Consider the following 22082-nt stretch of genomic DNA (forward strand, 5'->3'; position numbering starts at 1 on the left):
AAATATATAATTTCTGGTGGTCTGTTGCGACCTAGTATGGTCTTCTTCCAGAGGGAGAGGGCTAACGCTTTTCCTTCTCTAAGTAGAGGCTGCGCCCTAAGCAGAGCTATGCCGCAGGCTTTACGAAACGCTCCGCGAACACAAAGTGTCTTGTAAAGAAGGGAGTTTCCCCATGAGTAATCGAACGTCCGTAGAAGTGCCGCCTTAAAGGTCAGCTGTTTTTGCCACAGTCTATTTGAAGCAGGGAGTAGGTAAAGAAACTGCCCTGAATATCATTCCAAAAGATTTTCGGTGTATTGGCTCAAATAACTGTAGCCAGTTCTGGGTGTTCAATCTTAGTTCCAAGTACTATCAGGAATTCTGCCAGCCAACGGGGGTGAGCAGGCCAAGCTGGTGCTGTTACCAAATTACCATCAACTATTGCCTCATCAACAAGGATATCAACATAAATCCCTCCAACACTCTTAACATCTGGACTACAAGTAGGGTATCGGTGCATACAGCACTAACTCTGCGATAATGTATCATTTTACGATCACAAGTTAACAAAGTGTAATGCACTGAGCACTTTTATTTCTGTAATTAAAGCAGATTAAATTCTGCGATCGCTCTGTTAAAGTTTTTGCTTTCATGCCCTGGGCGGCTGAGTTTAATTAAGGCAAAACGCTGTAGGGGCGTTAAAGCTGCCCAATGTTGCTGTGTCAGTTTTACACCTATTTCTTGAGCTTTTTCCTGGAGGCTAGGTGGTACAGTGCTATCTAGCCATGCAGGATGTAGCTCGATGGGTAATTTTGTAGCTGGTATACCCGTGCGTTGTAAGATTAATTGTTGGATATGTTCGCGGTAAGACTGAATTTCCGTTTCTGTTGTGCAAGGTAAATCGACTAAAGCTTGACGCTCGGCTATAGTCATTTGATTCCAATCAGACAATTTTAGCTTAATGCCACAAGTATCTAAATTGCAGCGCACCTGCATGGGGATACAACGCAGGGAATCAACAAAGTCTGCTTCAAATTGAAAAAAATCTGTCATAGTAAAGTATTTAAAAGTCGATATTTTTATATTTAAGTCACAAATAATTCGATATTTTTTATATTTAAGTCACAAATATTTTTAATTAAAAACAAGAGTTAATTAGCGATCGCATATTAATAATTTGTCCAAAATGCAGTTTTGGCTGTTCTTAATTATCAAGTATACTCTATTACTAATCGGTAGATTCAGACTAAAACTATATATTCCTAAGCATTATACAGCAAAACATCTGAATCAAGCTCTATTAACGATTATTTATATCATTTTCTGTCATTACTGAGACGAATTATTAAGTAACTTATTGAGAGGGCGAGAATAGCAATTCCTAAACCAATTATATCAATACCTGAGACTTTTTCTAAGTCAAGAATAATAATTTTTCTGGCGACAGCAATTAAAGAAGTGACAATAACTAATTCAACCTGAAAAACGTGCTTCCGCAAATAAGCTGTGATATTTTCTAAAATTTCTAAAGCGATTAAAATATTTAAAAATAAGCCAAAAATCTTATACAAGGTTGTGTTAAACTTAGCGTAAGGGGCTGTAAGCAACTCTTTAAAAATAAAAGCTGCTAAGTCCCCGATCCCAACCAAAATTACAATTACCATAAAAATAGATAGAACTTTAGAAACTAGCACCTCTACGTTTTCAATGATGTGCATGAAGTTCTCATCTTTTGTAGCTCCTATAATTTGCCTCATTAACTTTTTCATTTGCTGCACCCAATTTCTAAATAAAATAAAATCCTATAGATAAATCTAAAGGATTAAGGTAATTTTTAATGATGCTCTCTACGAGACGCTAAAAGCGAACGTGAACTCGCTACCGCTACGCTAACGTAATTGAGTTTTGTAACTCCTAAGCCTGACAAAAAACTTACCGATTAAGAGAGTTGATTTGCTGAAAAACCCAGATTTGTTAAAAACCATGACTTGTCGATCCTTGGTAACTTATCTAGCTGTTTTTTATTTTTTATCCATAGATAAAACCAAGGCTAGTAAAATCTATTGTTAATAGATATATTGAATCTTTTAATATGATAATTGGTAACAGTCAAAATTAGAACGTCATAAAAAATGATAATAACTATTGACTATTGATTATTGACTAAATTACCTATTAGTGATTATTAATTACCTGTTTAGAGGTACAATTTGCGGCTTACGATTGTGAGGACTGGAGTTGATAATCTTTGGCTGTAACTTCTATAGAAATTGGGATCAACTGTACTGCACAGGCTTTTAATTCTGGTTGCAAAGAATCGGGGCAAGATTCTGGATGGGTAAGGGCGTTAGCTTCGGCATTATCTGCCCACAATGAACCCCAGTGCATAGGGACAAAAACTGTACCAGGTGCGATCGCTTTTGTCACTTTAGCAGGAAAATGAGCTTTACCACGACGCGATCGCACTTCCACTTTCTGGTTATCTACAATCCCTAACTTAGCAGCATCACGGGGATGAATTTCGATAAACGGTTCTGGGTGCATTTTGCAAATTTTTTCAATGCGACCGGTGCGTGTCTGGGTGTGCCAATGTCCGTAAAGTCGCCCATTAGTTAGCACAAACGGATAATCTGGGTCTGGTGGTTCTGCCAATCCCTTTGAGTAATATGCCCCAAATCGAGCGCGTCCATCAGGGGTGTGGAAGCGTAAATCTGTATATAGTCGCTTTCGAGAGATTTCTCCCCCTGCTTCCCCTGCTTCCCTGCTCTTTTGGGAATGCGGCCATTGAGTCGGGCCTTGTGTCTGTAATTGCGTGTGACTGATACCCGTCATATCGCAGGGGCGATTTTGAGTTAATTGGACGAATTCAGCATAAACTTCAGCAGAGTTAGCAAAAGCAAATTCTTTCTCAAAACCTAATCTCCGTCCAACTTCGGCGAAAATTTCCCAATCAGCTTTAGCTTCTCTTGGCGGTTGGCGAAATGCTTGACACAAAGTTACCACCCGTTCTGAGTTTGTCATCACACCAGTTTTTTCACCCCACTGGGCTGCTGGTAACAGAACATGAGCGTAAGCAGAGGTTTCTGTGGGATAATATGCGTCTTGGTAAATAGTGAAAGGCGATCGCAACAATGCCTTTTTTGTCCGCTCCAAATCTGGCATACTTACAGCTGGATTAGTAGCTGCAATCCACAATAATCCGACAGCATCATTTTCCAAGCCAGTAATCATGTCCCAAGTAGTCAAGCCGGGATTGGGTGAAATTTGTCCTGGCTTGAGTCCCCAAAACTCCTCAACTTCTGCACGGTGCTGGGGATTTTTCACTACTCGATAACCAGGTAATAAATGCGCCAAACCTCCGGCTTCCCTTCCCCCCATTGCGTTCGGCTGACCAGTAAGAGAAAAAGGGCCTGCTCCAGGTTTACCAATCTGTCCAGTCATCAGGTGCAGGTTGATGATAGTTCTTACCTTGGCTGTCCCTTCTGACGATTGATTCACACCCATCGACCACAAAGACAGTACCCGCTGTGATTCACCCCAATAACGGGCTGCTGTTTCTAAATCTTCAATGCTGATTCCACATTGACGAGCTACCACTTCCGGGGGGTAGTGACGAATCACTTCAGCATAAGCCGGAAAGTTGCTGGTGCAGTCGTCCATGAACATGGTATCGATGTAGTTCCAGCGCATCAACAAGTGGGCGATGCCGTTCAACAAATCGATATCTGTACCGGGACGAATTGCTAAATGCAAGTCGGCGGCTTCTGCGGTTGGCGTGGTACGGGGGTCTACCACAATCATTTTGACTTTGCGGTTCTTTTTGTGGTATTTTTCTAGTCTGTTAAAAACGATGGGATGACATTCGGCTGTATTAGTGCCAATTAAAAATGCACAGTCAGTTAACTCTAGGTCTTCGTAACAACAGGGCGGGCCATCTGCGCCGAAGCTTTGAATGTAGCCAGCTACAGCACTAGACATACATAAACGCGAGTTGGCATCAAAATTATTAGTACGCAGACAGCCTTTCATGAGCTTCTGGGCTATGTAATAATCCTCAGTTTGAAACTGACCGGAACCATACATACATAAGGCTTCTGGCCCTTGGGTAAAGCGGACTGTTTGAATGCGTTGCGTAATGAGATTAAAAGCTTCATCCCAACTAACACGCCGAAACTCTCGATCTAAAGAGTCTCGCACCATTGGGTAATGTAATCTATTTTTATCTAAAGATTCTGCGATCGTTGCACCTTTGACACAAACCATTCCTTGACTAGACGGATGGGCTTTATCGCCCCGCACCCGCCAATTCGGATTTCCTTGACTATCTCGGTTAGTTGCTTTGCCTAGTTGGGCTGGGGGTGAAACTTCTAGTCCACAACCAACACCACAGTAAGGGCAGAGGGTTTTGGTAAATTCACTCATGGCTGTTGTACCATTTTGGTATTTTGATTGTGCAACCTCAGATGTAGCGACAGGTTGAGAAATTTGTGTGTTACGCAAAAACTCTTTGAAAATCTTATTTCTTTGCGTCCTTTGCGCTCTTTGCGGTTCGTTTTTTCATAAATTTTCATGGAAATTATTTTTTTACGAATCGCAGATAGAGCATTCCCAATTTTGTAATTTACTATTATTCTGCTTGAAGATAAGAAGAAGAGAATGAGTAAACGAACCGCAAAGAACGCAAAGAGCGCAAAGTTAAGAGAGTTACAAAGGGTTTTTACATCAATATAGATAGAGAGAATAAAGAGGGATTTTTATGAATTAAGATTGCTAGAGAAGAATGAAGTGTAAATTTACATAATTCAGATTTAATAGTTAATTTTACTACTTCATCCTTCATCTGATTATTCTTCAGTTAAGAAGATAGGGTTTTGAGTTGCGCTTTCTGGCAATTCACCTTCATAAGCTGCGGCAAAGGAACCTTTTGGTTCTTTGAGGAAGAAGGCACACATAAAAGCACAGATTAGTGCAGCTATACCCATTGTGCTAAACAGTGTAGGAGCATCGGTTAAGCTAAAAATTGTTAGGTAAACTACGCCGCCAAAATTACCGTAAGCTCCCACATTGCCGGCAATCTGTCCAGTGGCTTCTTTCTTAATCATGGGTACAATGCTGTAGGTTGCACCGCAGCCAGCTTGGGCAAAGTAGGCGGCAAACATTGTAACTGCGATCGCTACCGGAATCGGCCAGTTACCATTAATAAAATGTGCCATCAAATAACTAACACCGATACCAACGCTGATAATTGTCATTGTCCACTTACGGGAACCAAATTTATCAGAAATTAAGCCACCACTGGGACGAGAAACCAAATTTAAGAAGGGATAGGTGGCGGCAATCATCCCAGCAATAACATGCTCTAAACCAAAGGTTTTTTCAAAAAATGCCGGGAGCATAGAAACGGCTGCCAGTTCGCTACCAAAGCTCGTTATGTAAGTGAATTCGAGTAAAGCTACTTGACCAAATTGAAAGCGTTCAGATGCAGGGTAAGTTTTCTTGCCAATGAGAAGTTCTCGGTTTACTTCCCAAGCTCTATAACTTTGGTAAGCAAATAATCCTGCTAATAGCAACCAAGTCAAATACATTTGACTCAAAGTTAGGAAGTGAATGTTCTTTTGTTCCAAGCGCCAAGCTAATAAACCCAAGGCGAAAATCAAACCGAAATTCGAGATAATCATCGCCCAGAAGCTTTTGATGCTAGTCACTTCTAGGGAACCATTTTTCTTAGGTTTCTTGTAGACTTTGCCTGTGGGTGTATCTTGGACGGTGTTGTAATAAATTACGCCGTAAATAGCAGTTATTATCCCTGTAAGTGCGATCGCAAATCGCCAGTTAGAAGCGCCACCAGCGAAAAAGCTTGTAGAAACTGCAAGTAGTGGTAAGGCAAATTCTGCACCAAAAGCCCCAAAGTTGCCCCAACCGCCATAAATGCCTTGGGCAATTCCCATCTCCTTCGGCTGGAACCATTCTGCCACCATGCGGATACCCACAACAAACCCAGATCCGACAATTCCCATCAGCAAACGACTGATGACTAATTGATTAAAATCTTGCGCTAGGGCTGTTGCTAAACAAGGAACTACTGCAAACATCAGCAAGATTGAGTAGGTGATTCTGGGGCCAAAACGATCCAGAAGCATCCCAATGATTAATCGGGCGGGAATTGTCAGGGCAAGGTTACAGATGCCCAAAGTTTTGATTTGTTCAGGGGCTAAATGTAGCTCTCTGCCAATGGTTGTAGCGAAGGGAGCAAAGTTAAACCAACAGACAAAGGTGAGAAAGAAAGCAAACCAAGTTTGATGTAAAATCCGGTAGCGATCGCTGAACGAAAATAATTTTTTAAGCATTCTAATCTTTGTAATTGAATAAAACACAGAGAAGAGACAATGGCAGTTAAGCCTTTGAACTTGGAAGTTGCACCTTTTTACTCGAAGGTTGAGCCTTTGAACTCGGAGGTTGTACCTTTTTACTCGGAGGTTGAGCCTTTGAACTTGGAGGTTGTACCTTTTTACTTGAAGGTTGAGCCTTTGAACTCGGAGGTTGTACCTTTTTACTCGGAAGTTGTACCTTTTTACTCGGAGGTTGCACCTTTGAGCTCGGAAGTTGCACATTTGAGCCTGAACATTGAGCCTTTAAGGTTGAAGTATGAATTTTGCCCAATTCCCAATCCCCATCGCCCCTAATCCCCAGAGGGGGCCCCGAGTTCCCCAATCCCCAATCCCCAATAAGTACTAGCAGTTACTAACTAATAGGGCTTCTTGCTTGAGTTTTGCCCCGAAGTTTTTGATTAATAAGTCTTGTAAAAATGGCTGCAAGTCTTCGCAGGGTATGCCTTTGATAACGCAAGTTCCTAAATGAGCGTCTTTGCCGACTTTACCGCCCATATAAATATCAACGCCTTCTAGGGTTTTGCCATTTTTGCGAGTTTTGGTTCCCATCAAGCCGATGTCTGCAACTTGGGGCTGGCCGCAAGAGTTGGGGCAACCTGTCCAGTGAATTCGGACTGGATTGATGAAGATTAAGTCTTCTTCTAGGGCTTTAATCATTGCCAGGGCGCGGTTTTTAGTTTCGATGAGGGCGAAGTTGCAAAATTGTGCGCCTGTGCAAGATACTAGCGACCGCGCCAGTAAACCTGGATTAACCGAAAATCTTTCTAGCAACGGTTCTGTTAAAAATGTTGCTAAACGCGAATCAGATATGTTGGGGATAACTATGTTTTGCTCAACGGTAAAGCGGATTTCACCACTACCAAAAACTTCTGCTAAACGGGCAATTTCAAACATATCTCCGGCATACAAGCGCCCGACGGGAATATTTAAACCTACGTAATTTAATCCCGCTTGCTTTTGTTTATATACTCCGATATGGTCGCGTTTTTCCCAGTCGATCTCATCTTTTGCGGCTGCGGGTAATAATGATTTACCCAAACGGCTTTCTACTTCTGCTCGAAACTTTTCTAAACCCCATTCATCAATTAGCCACATCAAGCGGGATTTTTGCCGATTAGCACGCGGGCCGTGGTCACGAAATATTTCCAAAACCGCTCTACATACAGTTACCACATCTTCTGGAGCCACCCAAGCATTTAGAGGAATCGCCGCTTCACAGCGTTTAGCAGAGAAAAAGCCACCGACGAGGATGTTAAAACCAAATATTGGGGACTGGGGATTGAGGAACTCGGGGCCCCCTCTAGGGATTAGGGGCGATGGGGATTGGGAAGATTTTTCCCCAGTCCCTAGTCCCCAGTCCCCTGTCCCCTCCTTAAATGCTGGAACAAAAGCTAAATCGTTAATTTCAGCGTGAACTGAATTGTCTCTTCCACCTGCGATCGCAATATTAAATTTCCGTGGTAAGTTGCTAAACTCTGGGTTTCCTTGCCCTTTGTTGGTCAGCATATCTTGAATTTGCTGTACCAATTCTCGTGTGTCGTACAACTCATCTGCATCCAACCCCGCCACCGGATCGCCTGTGATATTGCGGACGTTATCCATCCCTGACTGGACACTGGTTAAACCAACTGCGTGAAATCTATTAAAGATATCTGGTAAATCTTCAATTCTGATTCCCCGTAATTGGATATTCTGTCTCGTAGTAATATCGGCGCACCCATCATCTCCGTAACGCTGCACCACTTGGGCTAAAACACTCATCTGACTGCTGGTAAGAATACCGTTAGGCATCCGTAACCGCATCATAAACTTGCCTGGGGTAACTGGGCGAAAAAACACGCCTACCCACTTGAGCCGATGATCGCGATCTGTTTCGTCCATTGCTTCCCAGCCCAAGGCGGCAAGTTTCTCTATCTCATCCCTGATGGCGAGTCCATCTTTTTGCGCCTTGAATTTCTCGAATTTATTGAGGCTGGTAGTCTTAGTTGTTGTGTCTGTCATGAGGCTGACTCTCGTGAGAATTTTTGCTGCTAATTGCCCAATATCAATCAACCCGTAGTTCCATCAGATACTGTATCTACGAGGTTTCGGGAATAAAAACTTAATATTCGATTACGGCTGATTATTGTTACTCAAAAGCATTTCAACATGAAACTTCAAACCCTCGGTTAATTAAGGGAAACTTGTAGCCATATACATCTTGGAAATCTGTCAAGCAGGTTTAAATAATGTTCATGTAACAATTTCGATACTCATAACTTAAGACGAGATTTCTGTTAAAATCGTATAAATTGTTACGATTTTTTGGTAAAATTGCTGAACATGGATGCATAATATGCATTTTTTGCATCAAGGTTGGCTAATGAGCTACTTAAAGCACTTGATGAAGAGTGTTTAAAACGATCCAAGCGGTTTTGGATTGCCATAGATTAATCCAAAATCCAAAATCTAAAATCCAAAATTGAGTGGCACTTATGAAACGTCGTGATTTTATTAATTGGGTAGGTTTGGGTTTGATAGCGAGTTCTCTACCTGTAGCGATCGCAGCTTGTTCTTCTCAAACAACTTCCGCTACTGGCGATTGGCAAACAGTAGGTACTTCGGCAGATTTAGATAAAACTGGTCAATTGCTGGCTAAAAACTCACCTGCTGGGCCTGTGTTGGTAGTCGGCACATCTAAAAGCGCAAGTCTGACAGCTGTTAACCCTACCTGTACTCACGCAGGTTGCACCGTAGCATGGAAAGCCGAGGCAAAAAAATTTGCTTGTCCCTGTCATGGTTCAGAATATGGGGTTGATGGTAAGGTGCTAAAAGGCCCAGCGACAGAAGCGCTTAAAACTTACGCCGCCAAAATTGAGAGTAATTCAGTTCAAGTCAAGCCAACTTAAACAATATAATTCAGGGTATCGTGAGTAATATCAACCAGCTTTTGGTGCAAGCCCAGACAGCATACAATGCAGCTGATTGGTCATCATTGATCCAATATTTACAACAATTAATTTTAGGGGCAGACTCGAAACATCCAGAGATAGTTAAAAATCGAGAATATCTGCTGAGATTAGCACTTTCAATTTTAGAGGTGGGAGATTTTCAGCAACGCTGGGAAATCACCAAGGTGTTGACTCACTTGGGAAATATTGCCATCCCACCACTCATTGACATCTTAGAAGACGAAGATGCAGAAGAAGAATTACGCTGGTATGCAGCGCGAACTTTGGGCGAATTTCAGCAGCCAGAGGCGATCGCACCTTTGGTTGAATTGTTGAAAACTGATGAGGATGAAGAACTTAGAGCGATCGCAGCCACAGCACTAGGACAAATGGGTACTGTTGCGATCGCTGCCCTCTCTGAACTTTTATTAAATGAAGATACACGACTTTTAGCAGTGCGATCGCTTTCCTGCATCCCTCAAACAGAAACCATCACACCACTGTTGAGTGTAGTGCAAGATCCACAAGCAACAATCCGCACTGCTGCAATTGAAGCCCTCAGCAGCTTTCATGACGAACGTGTACCACCAATATTGTTAAACGCTTTGGATGATATCGCCGCTACAGTTAGGCGTGCAGCAGTGCTTGGTTTAGGTTTTCGCCCCGACTTACGCGAAACCTTGGATTTGGTGACAAGATTGCAACCCAAGCTTTACGACTTTAATCTTGATGTTTGTTGTGCAGCCGCAGTTTCCCTTTCTCGGATGGGTAGTGATGACGCTGCAAAATATTTATTTGATGTGCTAATTTCACTTCAGACACCAACAAAGTTGCAATTAGAAACCATCCGCGCTTTAAGTTGGGTGGGTACACCATCTAGTTTGGAATATTTGCAAACAGCATTTGATCAAATCACTTCAGGGACACTTTGGCAAGAAATTGTCACAGTTTTAGGGCGAGTACAAAAGCCCCAAACTACACAAGCCGCAGAAATATTATTGCAAATATTGCGATGCCTTCGGCGAGCTTCGCTAACGCAGCATCCAGCCACAGAAATTGTTAGTATAAAAAATGCGATCGCTCTATCTTTAGGACAGTTATGCGAAATGCAAGCTATTGAACCATTGATTTCACTGTTAGCCGATTCTAATGTATCGGTGAGACTGCACGCGATCGCTGCACTAAAAAATTTGGATGGGGAAGCCGCATATCAAAAATTGCAGCAGTTAGCAAATAATGCTGCACTCACACCAGATTTGCAACAAGGAATAGCGATCGCTTTGGCTGAGTGGTAAATTCTTTTAGAAATGATGGGGAGGTTACAAGAGTCATTTGTATAGAAAATTATGTCAAACCCAGATTTAAAAAAGTAGCCTCCAGAAAATGATATACTCTGCGCGATCAGAGGTGATAAGGAGCGAGAATTATTCCTACACCACAACAAAAGACGCAGTGCTTTATATTGTGCTGCTTGTTTACTAAGTTTTACTTGCCCATAAATGTGGTTCGTGTAGAAGAACGAACAGGCAATGTGTTTTTCTTGGCAGGCGATGAGAATATTATTGAGATATATCCCAATGGCAGATGGAGGTACGTGCAATGAGCAAACCTAACTTTCAGGCTATGAGTCAGAAAGAATTGCAAGCCTATGTTTTAGCCCATAGAGATGATCGAGAAGCATTTTATGCATATCTTGATAAGCTACACGTAGAGGCTAACTGGGTTGAAATGCCAGCCTTAGAATCTACAGAGGATTTGGAAAATTATCCTGAATTTATTGAACGGGTTCGCAACGGTTCGGAGTCATGATAATTCGTAATTAGTTAATGCAAGTTGCACGGCTATCTGCTTGAGGTTGTACAGAAACTTGTGCGACTCAAACCTCATAATCCGCCGCATATTTTAAAAGTCTTATCTAAAAATTCAGATATTTCAGCAGAAAATAGTCAATTTTTTTTGGCGATATTTTCCGAAAAAATCCGTGCAAAGCGGATAATTGACGATTAAGGTAGTCAAATGTTATTTAGACAAATGTAAATCATCTAAAAATTACTGTAACAAACTATACTAAACAACGGATAAAAAACCGTTAACTTAAATAAAACCGATAAATGTAATTCAGGCTACATAAAAATGCGCCTAGAGCAGTTGCAAGCCTTTCTAGCGATCGCACAAACCGGCAGCTTTCAACAAGCAGCGCGAACATCTGGTGTTACCCAATCGACGATTAGTCGCCAAATCCAGGCATTAGAAGCAGATTTAGGTGTAGAACTATTTCACAGAACAACTCATGCAAAATTGACACTGGGAGGTGAATGTTTATTACCCCGTGTCCGCAAAATTTGCCAAGAATGGGAGACAGCTACACAAGAATTAGCTGATTTAATCGCCGGAAAGCAACCAGAACTTTGCATTGCGGTGATTCACTCCTTATGTGGATCTTACTTACCCCCAGTGTTGCAAAAATTTTGTCATGCTTATCCAAATGTGCAATTGCGGGTGACTTCATTGGGAAGCGATCGCGCCTTGAAAGTCCTTAAAGATGGATTGGTGGATTTAGCAATTGTGATGAATAATCGCTTTTTAACCACTGGTAGAGAAATGGTTGTACAAGTACTTTATGATGAATCAATAGAAATTTTAACCGCAGTCAATCATCCCCTGGCACAATATGAATACGTCCCTTGGTCGGAGCTAATTCGTTATCCCCAAGTGGTTTTTAAAGATGGTTATGGGATGCAGCGCTTAATACAAGATAGATTTGAGCGAATGGAAGCTACACTCCAGGCGGCTTTAGAGGTAAATACCCTAGATGCCTTTCGGGGAGTGGTGCGCCAAGGAGAATTAATCGCTTTGCTACCTCAATCAGCATTACTGGAAGCACGTCTTGACCCTACTTTAGCGGTTCGTTCCTTAGAGAACAATAATATTAGTGGTTTAACAGATGGTTCAAGTTTGACTCGGCGGGTAGTTATGGTAACAACTCAAGACCGATTACAAATTCCCCCCATCAAGCACTTTTGGCAACTCGTGTGCGAAAATATTCCATTACAAATTGACCAGCAGCGATCGGCTTCTTAAATGGCATTGGGCATTGGTCATTGGGCATTTTCGGTTATTCATAAAGGACAAATGACAAAGCACAAAGCACAAATGAGCAATGTATTTAGGGAATTACTGAAAAAAGTAGGTAGCGGAAACCACACAGGCGAAAATTTAACTCGTGCCGAAGCAGCCAGCGCTACTAAAATGATGCTGCTGGGTGAAGCGACACCAGCCCAAATTGGAGCGTTTTTGATTGCTCATCGAATCAAACGTCCTACGGGGGAAGAGTTAGCGGGAATGTTGGATGCTTATGATGAACTGGGGCCAAAGCTACAACCATTCGACTCTGGCCGAACAGCGATCGCTCTTGGCATCCCTTATGATGGCAGAACCCGCACAGCACCAATTAGCCCGGTAACAGCTTTACTACTCGCCGCAGTTGGACAACCAGTGATAATGCACGGAGGCGATCACCTTCCAACAAAGTACGGCTTACCCCTGATCGATATTTGGCAAGGTTTAGGAGTCGATTGGACTAACCTACCACTAGCAAAAACCCAGCAAGTTTTTGAGCAAACGGGAATCGGTTTGATTTATCTACCTCAGCATTTTCCTTTAAATAACAGTATTTGGGAGTACCGCGACCAACTTGGCAAACGTCCACCCTTGGCGACAATGGAGCTAATTTGGTGTCCTTATGCTGGGGATGCACACGTAATTGCTGGATTTGTGCATCCGCCGACAGAAGGAATGTTTAAGATAGCTCTGGGGCTGCGGGGTGTAACAAAATTTACATTAGTGAAAGGATTGGAAGGTAGTTGCGACTTACCGCGCGATCGCACTGCAATTATCAGCTTATCTTCATCCGTAGCATCCCAAGAGGTAGAACGATTGCACCTCGTACCGCGTGATTACGGTTTTACTACCAAGAACGTACCCCTTGGAACTACTGAAGAATTGGTGGCGGATATGCAGGAGGTTTTGGCAGGTAAAGCAAGCGAACTAATGCAAACAGCCTTGTGGAATGGTGGATTTTATCTATGGCGGAGTGGTATTTGTTCAGATATGTCAGAGGGTTTAGCTAAAGCAGAAGAATTATTAAGCAATGGTGCAGTAGCAGCTAAACTCCAAGAACTCAGCCAGTCAGTAAATTCCCTCTCAGCAGCATTTATACCAGTGTAATTAATTACAAATTACGAATTATTTACTCAGTGACTTCTCCAAAATAGACTTTTGTTGCAACCAATCCTGACCTACTTGAATACTGACATCTGAACCAAGGTTGCCAGTACTTTCCACACGCACTTCGCCAAATCCCAAAGTGTCACGAATCGATTCGGCACTGTTACCATCTCCTTGCTGGGCGACGATGTGAGTTACCTCTAGAGGTTCACCCCATGCCTTAGCTATATAAATGTTGCGATATCCAGATTTTTCTAAAGCTCTAATTAATGGTTGGAGATTAGAGCGATCGCCACCCGTACTATCTTGAATTGCTACACGCAAAGAGCCTGGGTCAGTCGCGGTCGCCTGCTGTTCTTGTTCTGACTCCAAACCAAAGTGTTGCGCCATCAGTTTAGCAATGCCATTTTTGTTGGGCAACCAATAGCTAGCATCAAACTCGCCTTTCTCACTAAAGCGACCTGGCAGCATTAACATTTGCATATTAGAGCGATTTGTCCGCACCCCAAAACCCATTAGTGCTACCAACTCTTCAACCGTCAAATTGGTATCGATGTGGTCTTTAACAACATCCAGAACTTTAGGTAATTGAGCAACAGTAGCTGGGTTGAGTGTTTGATCCATCAACGCACGAATGACCATTTGCTGCCTCTGAATCCGACCAATATCTCCGAGTTCGTCATGGCGAAACCGCAACAATTGCAGTGCCTGTTCACCACCGAGATGCTGCTTACCCGCCTTCAAATTGATGTACAAATGCTGAGAATCATCTTGATACTTCATATTTTTGGGGACGTAGACTGTTACGCCTCCTAAAGCATCGATTAGCTTGGCAACTCCCAAAACGTTAATTCGGATATAGCGATCAATTCCCGCCCCACCCAAGAGATTACTGACAGTTCTGGCAGTCAAAGCTGGCCCACCATCAACATTAGCAGCATTAATTTTTTTCACTCCATACCCCTCTATTTCCGTGCGGGTATCTCTGGGAATGGAGAGCATAATTATTTTTTTCGTCTCTGGATCGAATTTGAGCAAGAGCATGACATCGGAAAGACCATCAAAGGAGTTTACCTGCGGCAGGTATTTGAGGTTTTTAGTGTCTTCAGGGGGGTTTTGGATATCCGGGGGAAGTACGCTCATCCCCATAACTAAAAGATTCACTGGGCGAGTTAATTGTGAAAATCGCATCACACCTCCAGAAATGCGATCGCCATCAAAGGCAGCCTCCTCCTGTGGACTTAGCTGGGCTTGCTGCAAAGGTGTACTGGTTAAAGACACCGCCAAAAGTGCCCCTGCTGTTGCTGACACCATTGCAATCCCACTCATCCCTACCCAAAACCACAGCCAACGTCCAGATTTCGAGTTCTGAGAAATTTTTTTATTGGACTTTGAGGCTTTTCCCGACTGGTTTTCTTCCGCCGAACTTCTTTGAATGGTCACAGACTTCCTCACACTTACTCAATAATCAAATTTGGTAAATTTGCAGACTAAAAATATCCAAACAAATCAACCCATAATAACTAACTCTTAATTATCAGTGCTAACTTTTTTAATGTAGTGTCAACCACAACACTTATAGCAGCATTTTTCCTGGTTTTGGGCCAACTTAGAGATGTTTTACTGAAGTATGGCAATAATAAACTGGATTTGACTAGATATATAGAGAAATCAACCATAATTTTTTAGGAAATAAGTAAAACTACTGAAGAATTCTCATCCTAAAAAATTAAGATAAGTACTTACTAAACACTCGTTCTGCTAAAGTACTAAAGCCTGGTAAACGTCCAGATTTGCCCTGCATTAAGCGCAAAATCAACCAGACACTCACTATAAAATAACCCGACGTGAGAAAACTATTCAGAATAAATAGACGTAGCGAAAAAAAATCTGAAGTTGTGGCTCCGGTACTTAATAATAAATATCCCAACAGCCAAGTAAGTGCCAAAGTGATAGACAGACGGCTAACAGCAAGTTGTTCCCGACTGCCTTGTCCCCGATAGAGAGTCCACAAAGATGGAAAAAAGCCGATAATCGGTATCAAATATAAAAGCAACTGGGTTTTGGAAATTGGAGATTGGGGATTGGGGATTGGGTACTGGGTATTGAGAGGAGATAAAGGAGAGACTTCTTCAATCATTCTTCCTTGTCCCCCTTGTCCCTGATTTCCAGTCCCCAGTCCCCAGTCCCCAGTCGCCTTTGGTTCAAAATTATTCATTGGGGTTAGTATAACTCCTAAACTAGAAGGATGAATAAGACTCATATAGTTAGAGATAATAAGCTGTAAAGAAAGATTTAACTTAGTTCTATCCCGCAATTAGCTCAAAATGCAGACACGCAAGCTACTCGACTGGTGGCAAACATTCACACCAATAGCGCGAATCGGGGCGATCGCGTTATTCGTTCCACTGCTAGTTCTAAATGGTTGGGCACTTTCGGTATTTTTCAATTATTTCCATTCTCTCATAGTCATTTTAGTCGGAGCCTCAGTTTTAGCATTTCTGCTCAACTACCCTGTGAGTTGGATGGAACACCAAGGTGCTAAACGGGAGCAAGTTGCTATCCTAGTATTTCTCTTGGCTTTATCGATTTTATTGGCGTTGGGTGTGACGCTTGTTCCGTTAGCCCTTACCCAAGCTCAACAACTGGTGGCTCGGTTGCCAGAGTTGATCGACTCTGGACGCTCTCAGCTAATGATATTAAACGAAAAAGCGGAGACTTTTGGCTTACCAATTAACCTCGATGCTTTGGTAGTACAAATCAACGATCGCGTCAAGGGACAACTGCAAGCGATCGCTGGACAAGTTTTAAATTTGGCGGTAGTTACAGTCACAAGTCTCCTAGATATCCTGTTGACGATGGTTTTGACTTTCTACCTTTTACAGCATGGGAGCGAACTCTGGGAAAGCTTAGTGGAATGGCTACCCTCTAAATTTCGCGCTCCTTTCTCCCAAACAGTCCGCCTAAGTTTTCAAAATTTCTTCATCACCCAGTTGATTTTATCTACCTGTATGGCCTCAGCTCTCATTCCTACCTTTTTGTGGCTGAAAGTGCCATTTGGACTGCTATTTGGGCTAACTATTGGTCTAATGGCTCTTGTCCCCTTTGGTGGTTCTGTGGGCATTGCTCTGACTACACTATTGGTAGCACTGCAAGATTTCTCAATGGGTGTGAGAGTTTTGATAGCAGCAGTAATCGTACAGCAAATTCTCGAAAACTTAATTGCCCCCCGAATTTTAGGCAGTTTTACGGGTTTAAATCCAGTTTGGATTTTAATTTCAGTTTTAACAGGGGCAAGAATTGGCGGACTGTTGGGTGTAATTGTGGCAGTACCCACCGCTGTTGTCATTAAAACTGCTTTAAGTGCCTTGCGTCTTGGTGGCGAGGCAAACGATAGCGGCACGGGGGAGATAACTGCACCCGTTGCAGCAAACGAGTCCTCGAAAGCAAACGCTAACAACACTTTGAGTATTTCTGAAGCGACATTACCTTAAGGAGGCAGGAGGTTTCCTACCTCCTCATTGTGGCTCAATGATGGAACCCATAAACAAAACATTTCCCGTCTGATTATCCCTAATGGCGCAGAAGAAGGGACGGTCAACAATCATTCGGAATGGTTCTGGTTCTTCTCTCAAAGATGTTGCGACTATTCCCACTGAAGTAGCCGCAGCCGCTTCAGTACCTTCTTCGTTCACTTCGACAAAAGTTTTATGCTTAACTTGGCTAATGGCAAAATTTTTACCCATGCCAGAAAAATTGGCTTTACTGTTGAAAGCCTCTTCCATACCTAAATTTTTCAAGGCATCATTGAGTGTAACTTCGTAATTTGTTTTGAAGCGGGGTAGCCTAATAAACCCTTTTTGTTTGTTGAACTGAGTCATCCATTTTTCCCAGTTTTCAAAACTCAGGTTTTGATATAAGGTTTTCAGGTTAGAGTTTTGTTTGGGAAGGAATATATAAAAACTGGTTTTTCCATCTTTACCGTAAGGTAAACTAACTGCCTGAAATTGTTCGTTTTCATAATATCTATAGTCACCTTCTTGTGACATCATTGGGTGTTGCTTTCGTCTACTAGATGTAATGTAAAAAGGGTATTCAGCAGTTTTATTTTTGTCAAATTCGTTACTCCAATTCCCTTTAAAATATATGGCATTAATCAGAAACAACACTTGATTGGGTTCAATTGTTTCAACTATTTTATTAATTTTACCTTTAGTATTTTCTGTTACCCAGTTATTGATAATACTTGATGCGGCGGCATCTTTAAAGTTTAAATTGCTGACCTTAGCTTGATAGAAATCCTGGGTTCTCTTGAGGAAATCTGGTGCAAAGCTAACATCTTGATTTGCCCAAAGCGAGTTAGCAATACTCAGTTGTACTTTTGCATCCTGATTTTCTAAAAGCTGCTTTAATGCCGCCGCGTAAGCAGAGTTAATTTCTGGTAGATTCATTCCCTGTAATTCTAGGGTTTTTGCCATTGCTTGTTGAGTTGAGCCACTAGCGCCGTTGTAGGTCATGGCTAGAGCGATGCCGACACTCGAAGGTGATATAAAAATATTATTCTCACCTCGATCCTCTTTCAGAACTTCTGAAAATAGTTTGAAGCCAAACTTATTGCTAGACTCAACTATTCTTATATCAGTGTTGACTGTTTTTTTTTGCAATGGAGTTTCTGGCTGAGGTAAACTAGATTGGGCGAGCGCACTTTTGTTACTCTCGACTTGAGAACAACCTAATACACTGAATAGAACAACACTTGCAGCTGCCAAAGCATAACGTCTGCCCAGACTCACACCATAACGTCTTTGCAGAAAATTTTCTTTTGCATCACTAAACTTTTGCCGATTCATTCTGCTACCTCACTTGCCAAAGATTCCCGATCTGTGCTGATGGTTGACGCAGACACTGTGTCAATGATTTACTATTGCATTTGATCCAATAGAAAATGAGACTGTTACAGTTTTTGTAACAGCAAATTAATAACTCAGAGGAATTAAACACAACTCCTTAAAGCTGCTAATTCTTACTTGAGGCGGCTATGCAGACGAATTATGAAAAATCTCAATTTTGAGGAACTTTTCTATTTATCAATAACAGTATTGTAGACTACCTAACATAAAATAACCACTTCTATTGGGTTTTTATAAATATAGGATTTATGCCAAACTACAGGCTTTAGGGGTAATTCATCAAATATCCCTAACAGAAAATTTTTTTCGGCTATTGTTTTGCTAGTCCTGATATAGAATAACATTTTTAGTTGCATGAAATACAGAACGTTCATAGGGACGCACGCCTATGCGCCCCGATAGGATGTTGTTCAAATAGATGAAAATGCTGTAAATTGACACAGATAAAAATCGTGCTGACCTATTTTAATTGATAGGTACACTCCACCAAGCTAAACTATAAGGTTGAGTCGCTTCATTGAGCTTTTGACGAAACTGGACGCGGATTTTGTAATTGCCAGTAGTAGGAATGGGGCAGAAAATATGTTCTACACTATCGATTTGGCTGATTGAAGAGCAAACAGCACCAGCATCTGAATTTTGAGCATCAGCTTTTACTAAGTATAGGTCGAGATTATTTAAGCCGCGATCGCGAAAATTTTCGCCCACATCATATTGTTGGTTTGTATTTTTATCATTGAGTTCTACCAATCGATCCCAACTTAGGGTGACAGCAACAAAACTTCCCTGCTTTAATGGTTTTGCTAATACATAGTCAACAGATGCTCCAACATCAACTTTGCGATAATCCCAACCAATAGCTGGCACCGCAGCTGATGGCTGCCATTGGCCAGCACTCAATTGCTGATAAGCGCGAAATGTATTTAAGTGACCTGCTCCCATTTGAGCATCCAAGGGAATCTTTGGATCTTTATAAGCATCAGAATCTAGCCAGTTTTGATTTTGTTTATCAATTAGCGTCCGGCTCATTCCCAACCGTAAGCCATCACCACTATCTTGGATTTTGTCTGCTGAATTCAGCAATACAGCTTTCATTACTTGATGATGCCGAGCATCAATGCTCCAGTGGGGTTGTTTTGTGCGTATTTGTCGGTCAGCAAATTCTTGTAAGAGAGCAACGGTAGCCGTAACTTGAGGCGCTGCAAAACTAGTACCTGTAACCTTGTTCAATTTGCCATCTGGATTGAGTAAGGGAATATTATTCCCAGGAGCAACTAAACTGATAGCGCGACGGCCACCAATATCAAATTCCCTTCCGGCTAGCCTTCCACTCACTCCTTGGTTAGCACCCGCCAGATTAGCCACGTCTACTTTGTTAAAAACTCCTCCACGGCGGGATGAAAAAGCCACGTTAACTCCGTTAAAATTATCTGTAGGAATAGGAATACCACCTTTACCTTGATTGCCTGCGATCGCATACAAAACATCATGAACGCGGCTAGACCAGTCAACACATAAAGTTAGTAAAGCATTGCCGTCTAAAATAGCCTCTGGTCTAGGATCGCGGCTGAGAGGTTCACCAAAGCTAAAATTAATGGCACGAACATCGCCACCATTTTGTAGCGCTATGTGCTGGGCCGATAAACATTCTTCTGGCTGACCCATGCTTTTAGTGGAACCCACCGCAGACGAATACAATCTCGCTCCTGGAGCAATTCCCGGCAAAGCTTTGTTTTGACTTACCATTACACCAGCAACATTGTAGGCGTGAGGGTCAACACCGCTATTAGACTTAGCTGGCCCATTACGTAAGAATACTCCCGCTAAAGATATAGCGCGATTTTTAGACACCGCCTTATCCCACCCAAACATTCCCGGCCGACCAATTTCCACTTGACCAATAGCAATCTTACGACCGATTAAATTATAAGGAGCTTGGTGTAGCTTCAAAGCATCAATACCGTTAGTTCCCAAAGCAGATTCTAAAGCCGAAGCAATTACCGGCGCACTCAGACAAGAAGCACTTAATCCCCAAATTATCCAGGTTAGTTTTTTAGTCATTTGTTATTTGTCATTTGTCATTGGTGATGAAATGAGGGGAGAGGTTACAGGTAGCAAGTGATAGGGAATCTGTACCCTGTAACCTGTACCCTATTCCCTATCTTCCAAAAAAGGCCGGGATCAAAGTTATGAGTCTTGCTCAATGCTTTGTTACAATGCTTACAGACGAGGACGCTTAAAAACCCACTAGCCATGACCCAAAACCTATCTCAAAAGCCCATTGTAATTTCTCCATCTATCCTATCAGCCGATTTTAGCCGTCTGGGTGACGAAATTCGCGCCGTAGACGCAGCCGGAGCAGATTGGATTCATGTTGATGTAATGGACGGTCGTTTTGTACCTAATATTACGATAGGCCCTCTGATTGTGGAGGCGATTCGTCCGGTTACAACCAAGCCATTGGATGTCCACTTGATGATTGTGGAGCCAGAAAAGTATGTAGAAGGATTTGCTAAGGCAGGTGCTGATATTATCTCTGTACACTGCGAACATAATGCTTCTCCACACCTACACCGTACCTTGGGGCAAATTAAAGAGCTTGGTAAGAAAGCTGGAGTTGTACTTAATCCTGGTAGTCCTCTAGAGCTAATTGAATATGTTCTAGATTTGTGCGATTTAGTACTGATTATGAGCGTCAACCCTGGTTTTGGTGGTCAAAGCTTTATCCCTGGTGTATTACCCAAAATCCGCAAGCTGCGTCAAATGTGTGATGAACGCGGTCTTGACCCTTGGATTGAAGTGGATGGAGGGCTGAAGGCAAATAACACTTGGCAAGTTTTAGAAGCAGGAGCTAATGCAGTTGTCGCCGGTTCAGCTGTATTTAATGCTAAAGATTATGCTGAGGCCATTACATCAATTCGCAACAGCAAGCGTCCTACCCCAGAATTAGCCAAGGTTTAATTCATTGTTGGATTAACAATTCTCTACAAAAAATAGGGTGGGCAAATTGCTCACTCTATTTTTATTTACACATAAAAATACTGAAAGCTCTTCAAGTTTTGAACTTCCAGTATTTACTATATAAATTGAAAATTTAGAAAGCAGAGATAATCCAGGTTGGGAGGACTAGGATTACAATAGTTGAAAGAGAAGCGTATGACCTACTAGTTCCACCAGCCAAGACAACGATTTCACCATAACTTTCCTGTTTCCGTCCCTGTTATTGGTGTTAAGCGTTTGCTTTATTTAATAAAGCAACACCAATCACAAGATAGAAAGTTTTCTAAGCATTACTCACATCGTCTGCAGTCAATGAAAGCTGTGTAAAATTTGGATTGGGGGAATCCACCTCCCCAAATTATTTTTGCTCAGACTTCCTCAGAAAAAGAACCACCATTAGCAATGGTTGCATCATTAGCCTTGGGATAAGGAGTTATTTACTCCATGAAATGCTGACTACTTTTGTAATCAGTTTGATTTATTTCATAGTCAGAACTAATCATTGATTTTATGTTTTTAAATTAAATTGTTTGCTGCCAATCACCTCTATTGTGGTTGAAATTGCCGTTGTTATTAGTTTACCAATGTCGTCAGTATATATTTGCCATTTTGGCAGATTTTTACAAAAAAATATCAAATTAATGACT

Annotated in this window: 17 protein-coding genes and 1 pseudogene; 8 read left to right on the forward strand and 10 right to left on the reverse strand. The window is 42.0% G+C overall.

The genetic code is table 11. The annotated features are described in order from the left end of the window. Positions 1-301 precede the first annotated feature (301 nt). From FBB35_RS18410 to FBB35_RS18430, 5 genes and pseudogenes are all read right to left on the reverse strand, one after another. Positions 302-490, reverse strand: a pseudogene (locus FBB35_RS18410) (protease); the annotation flags it as partial. A gap of 92 nt (positions 491-582) precedes the next feature. Further along, positions 583-1032, reverse strand: a complete 450-nt coding sequence (locus FBB35_RS18415; RefSeq protein WP_174710858.1) for a nitrate reductase associated protein — start codon at positions 1030-1032, stop codon at positions 583-585. A gap of 263 nt (positions 1033-1295) precedes the next feature. Beyond that, complete coding sequence (locus tag FBB35_RS18420; RefSeq protein WP_174710859.1) at positions 1296-1748, reverse strand: phosphate-starvation-inducible PsiE family protein; 453 nt, start codon at positions 1746-1748, stop codon at positions 1296-1298. A 448-nt stretch (positions 1749-2196) separates the two neighbouring features. Beyond that, on the reverse strand, positions 2197-4401 hold the full coding sequence (locus tag FBB35_RS18425; protein WP_174713697.1) for a molybdopterin oxidoreductase family protein: 2205 nt from the start codon (positions 4399-4401) through the stop codon (positions 2197-2199). A 422-nt stretch (positions 4402-4823) separates the two neighbouring features. Beyond that, the gene (locus FBB35_RS18430) at positions 4824-6326 is read right to left on the reverse strand and encodes a NarK family nitrate/nitrite MFS transporter (RefSeq protein WP_174710860.1); all 1503 of its coding nucleotides are present in this window, start codon (positions 6324-6326) and stop codon (positions 4824-4826) included. Positions 6327-6365: 39 nt separating this feature from the next. On the opposite strand from FBB35_RS18430, the gene FBB35_RS18435 reads away from it, so the two are divergent. Then, entirely contained in the window at positions 6366-6662 is a 297-nt protein-coding gene (locus FBB35_RS18435) for a hypothetical protein (RefSeq protein ID WP_174710861.1), read from the forward strand. Between the two features lie 48 nt (positions 6663-6710). Here the strand turns inward: FBB35_RS18435 and FBB35_RS18440 are convergent, their stop codons facing one another. Continuing rightward, entirely contained in the window at positions 6711-8369 is a 1659-nt protein-coding gene (locus tag FBB35_RS18440; protein WP_174710862.1) for a ferredoxin--nitrite reductase, read from the reverse strand. 473 nt (positions 8370-8842) lie between these two features. Here FBB35_RS18440 and FBB35_RS18445 point away from each other — a divergent pair, with 473 nt between their 5' ends. The 5 genes from FBB35_RS18445 to FBB35_RS18465 all read left to right on the forward strand — a co-directional run bounded on the left by FBB35_RS18445 (position 8843) and on the right by FBB35_RS18465 (position 13525). Then, entirely contained in the window at positions 8843-9256 is a 414-nt protein-coding gene (locus FBB35_RS18445) for a ubiquinol-cytochrome c reductase iron-sulfur subunit (RefSeq protein WP_174710863.1), read from the forward strand. 17 nt (positions 9257-9273) lie between these two features. Then, positions 9274-10593, forward strand: coding sequence for a HEAT repeat domain-containing protein (locus FBB35_RS18450; RefSeq protein ID WP_174713698.1), 1320 nt, complete (start codon positions 9274-9276; stop codon positions 10591-10593). A gap of 304 nt (positions 10594-10897) precedes the next feature. Beyond that, positions 10898-11107: a hypothetical protein gene (locus FBB35_RS18455; RefSeq protein ID WP_174710864.1), complete on the forward strand. Its 210-nt coding sequence runs from the start codon at positions 10898-10900 to the stop codon at positions 11105-11107. 324 nt (positions 11108-11431) lie between these two features. Then, complete coding sequence (locus FBB35_RS18460) at positions 11432-12379, forward strand: LysR family transcriptional regulator (protein WP_174710865.1); 948 nt, start codon at positions 11432-11434, stop codon at positions 12377-12379. Between the two features lie 72 nt (positions 12380-12451). After that, a complete protein-coding gene (locus FBB35_RS18465; RefSeq protein ID WP_174710866.1) occupies positions 12452-13525 on the forward strand; it encodes an anthranilate phosphoribosyltransferase family protein in 1074 nt (357 codons plus the stop codon). An 18-nt stretch (positions 13526-13543) separates the two neighbouring features. Here the strand turns inward: FBB35_RS18465 and FBB35_RS18470 are convergent, their stop codons facing one another. Further along, positions 13544-14968 carry an LCP family protein gene (locus FBB35_RS18470; RefSeq protein ID WP_174710867.1) on the reverse strand — a complete coding sequence of 475 codons (1425 nt, stop codon included), beginning with the start codon at positions 14966-14968 and terminating at the stop codon, positions 13544-13546. Between the two features lie 286 nt (positions 14969-15254). Next, entirely contained in the window at positions 15255-15665 is a 411-nt protein-coding gene (locus FBB35_RS18475; protein ID WP_254625995.1) for a hypothetical protein, read from the reverse strand. A gap of 187 nt (positions 15666-15852) precedes the next feature. Between FBB35_RS18475 and FBB35_RS18480 the strand changes: the two genes are divergently transcribed. Then, positions 15853-17019, forward strand: coding sequence for an AI-2E family transporter (locus FBB35_RS18480; protein WP_174710868.1), 1167 nt, complete (start codon positions 15853-15855; stop codon positions 17017-17019). Positions 17020-17043: 24 nt separating this feature from the next. Here the strand turns inward: FBB35_RS18480 and FBB35_RS18485 are convergent, their stop codons facing one another. Together FBB35_RS18485 and FBB35_RS18490 are read right to left on the reverse strand one after the other, a co-directional pair. Further along, positions 17044-18375, reverse strand: a complete 1332-nt coding sequence (locus FBB35_RS18485; protein WP_174710869.1) for a serpin family protein — start codon at positions 18373-18375, stop codon at positions 17044-17046. 525 nt (positions 18376-18900) lie between these two features. Continuing rightward, positions 18901-20496 (reverse strand): S8 family serine peptidase, encoded by a 1596-nt coding sequence (locus FBB35_RS18490; RefSeq protein WP_174710870.1) that lies wholly within the window; start codon positions 20494-20496, stop codon positions 18901-18903. A gap of 192 nt (positions 20497-20688) precedes the next feature. Here FBB35_RS18490 and rpe point away from each other — a divergent pair, with 192 nt between their 5' ends. Then, positions 20689-21396, forward strand: coding sequence for a ribulose-phosphate 3-epimerase (gene rpe, locus FBB35_RS18495; RefSeq protein WP_114081048.1), 708 nt, complete (start codon positions 20689-20691; stop codon positions 21394-21396). Positions 21397-22082 lie beyond the last annotated feature (686 nt).

It is taken from the genome of Nostoc sp. TCL240-02, from assembly GCF_013343235.1.
In the GTDB taxonomy this organism is placed as follows: domain Bacteria; phylum Cyanobacteriota; class Cyanobacteriia; order Cyanobacteriales; family Nostocaceae; genus Nostoc.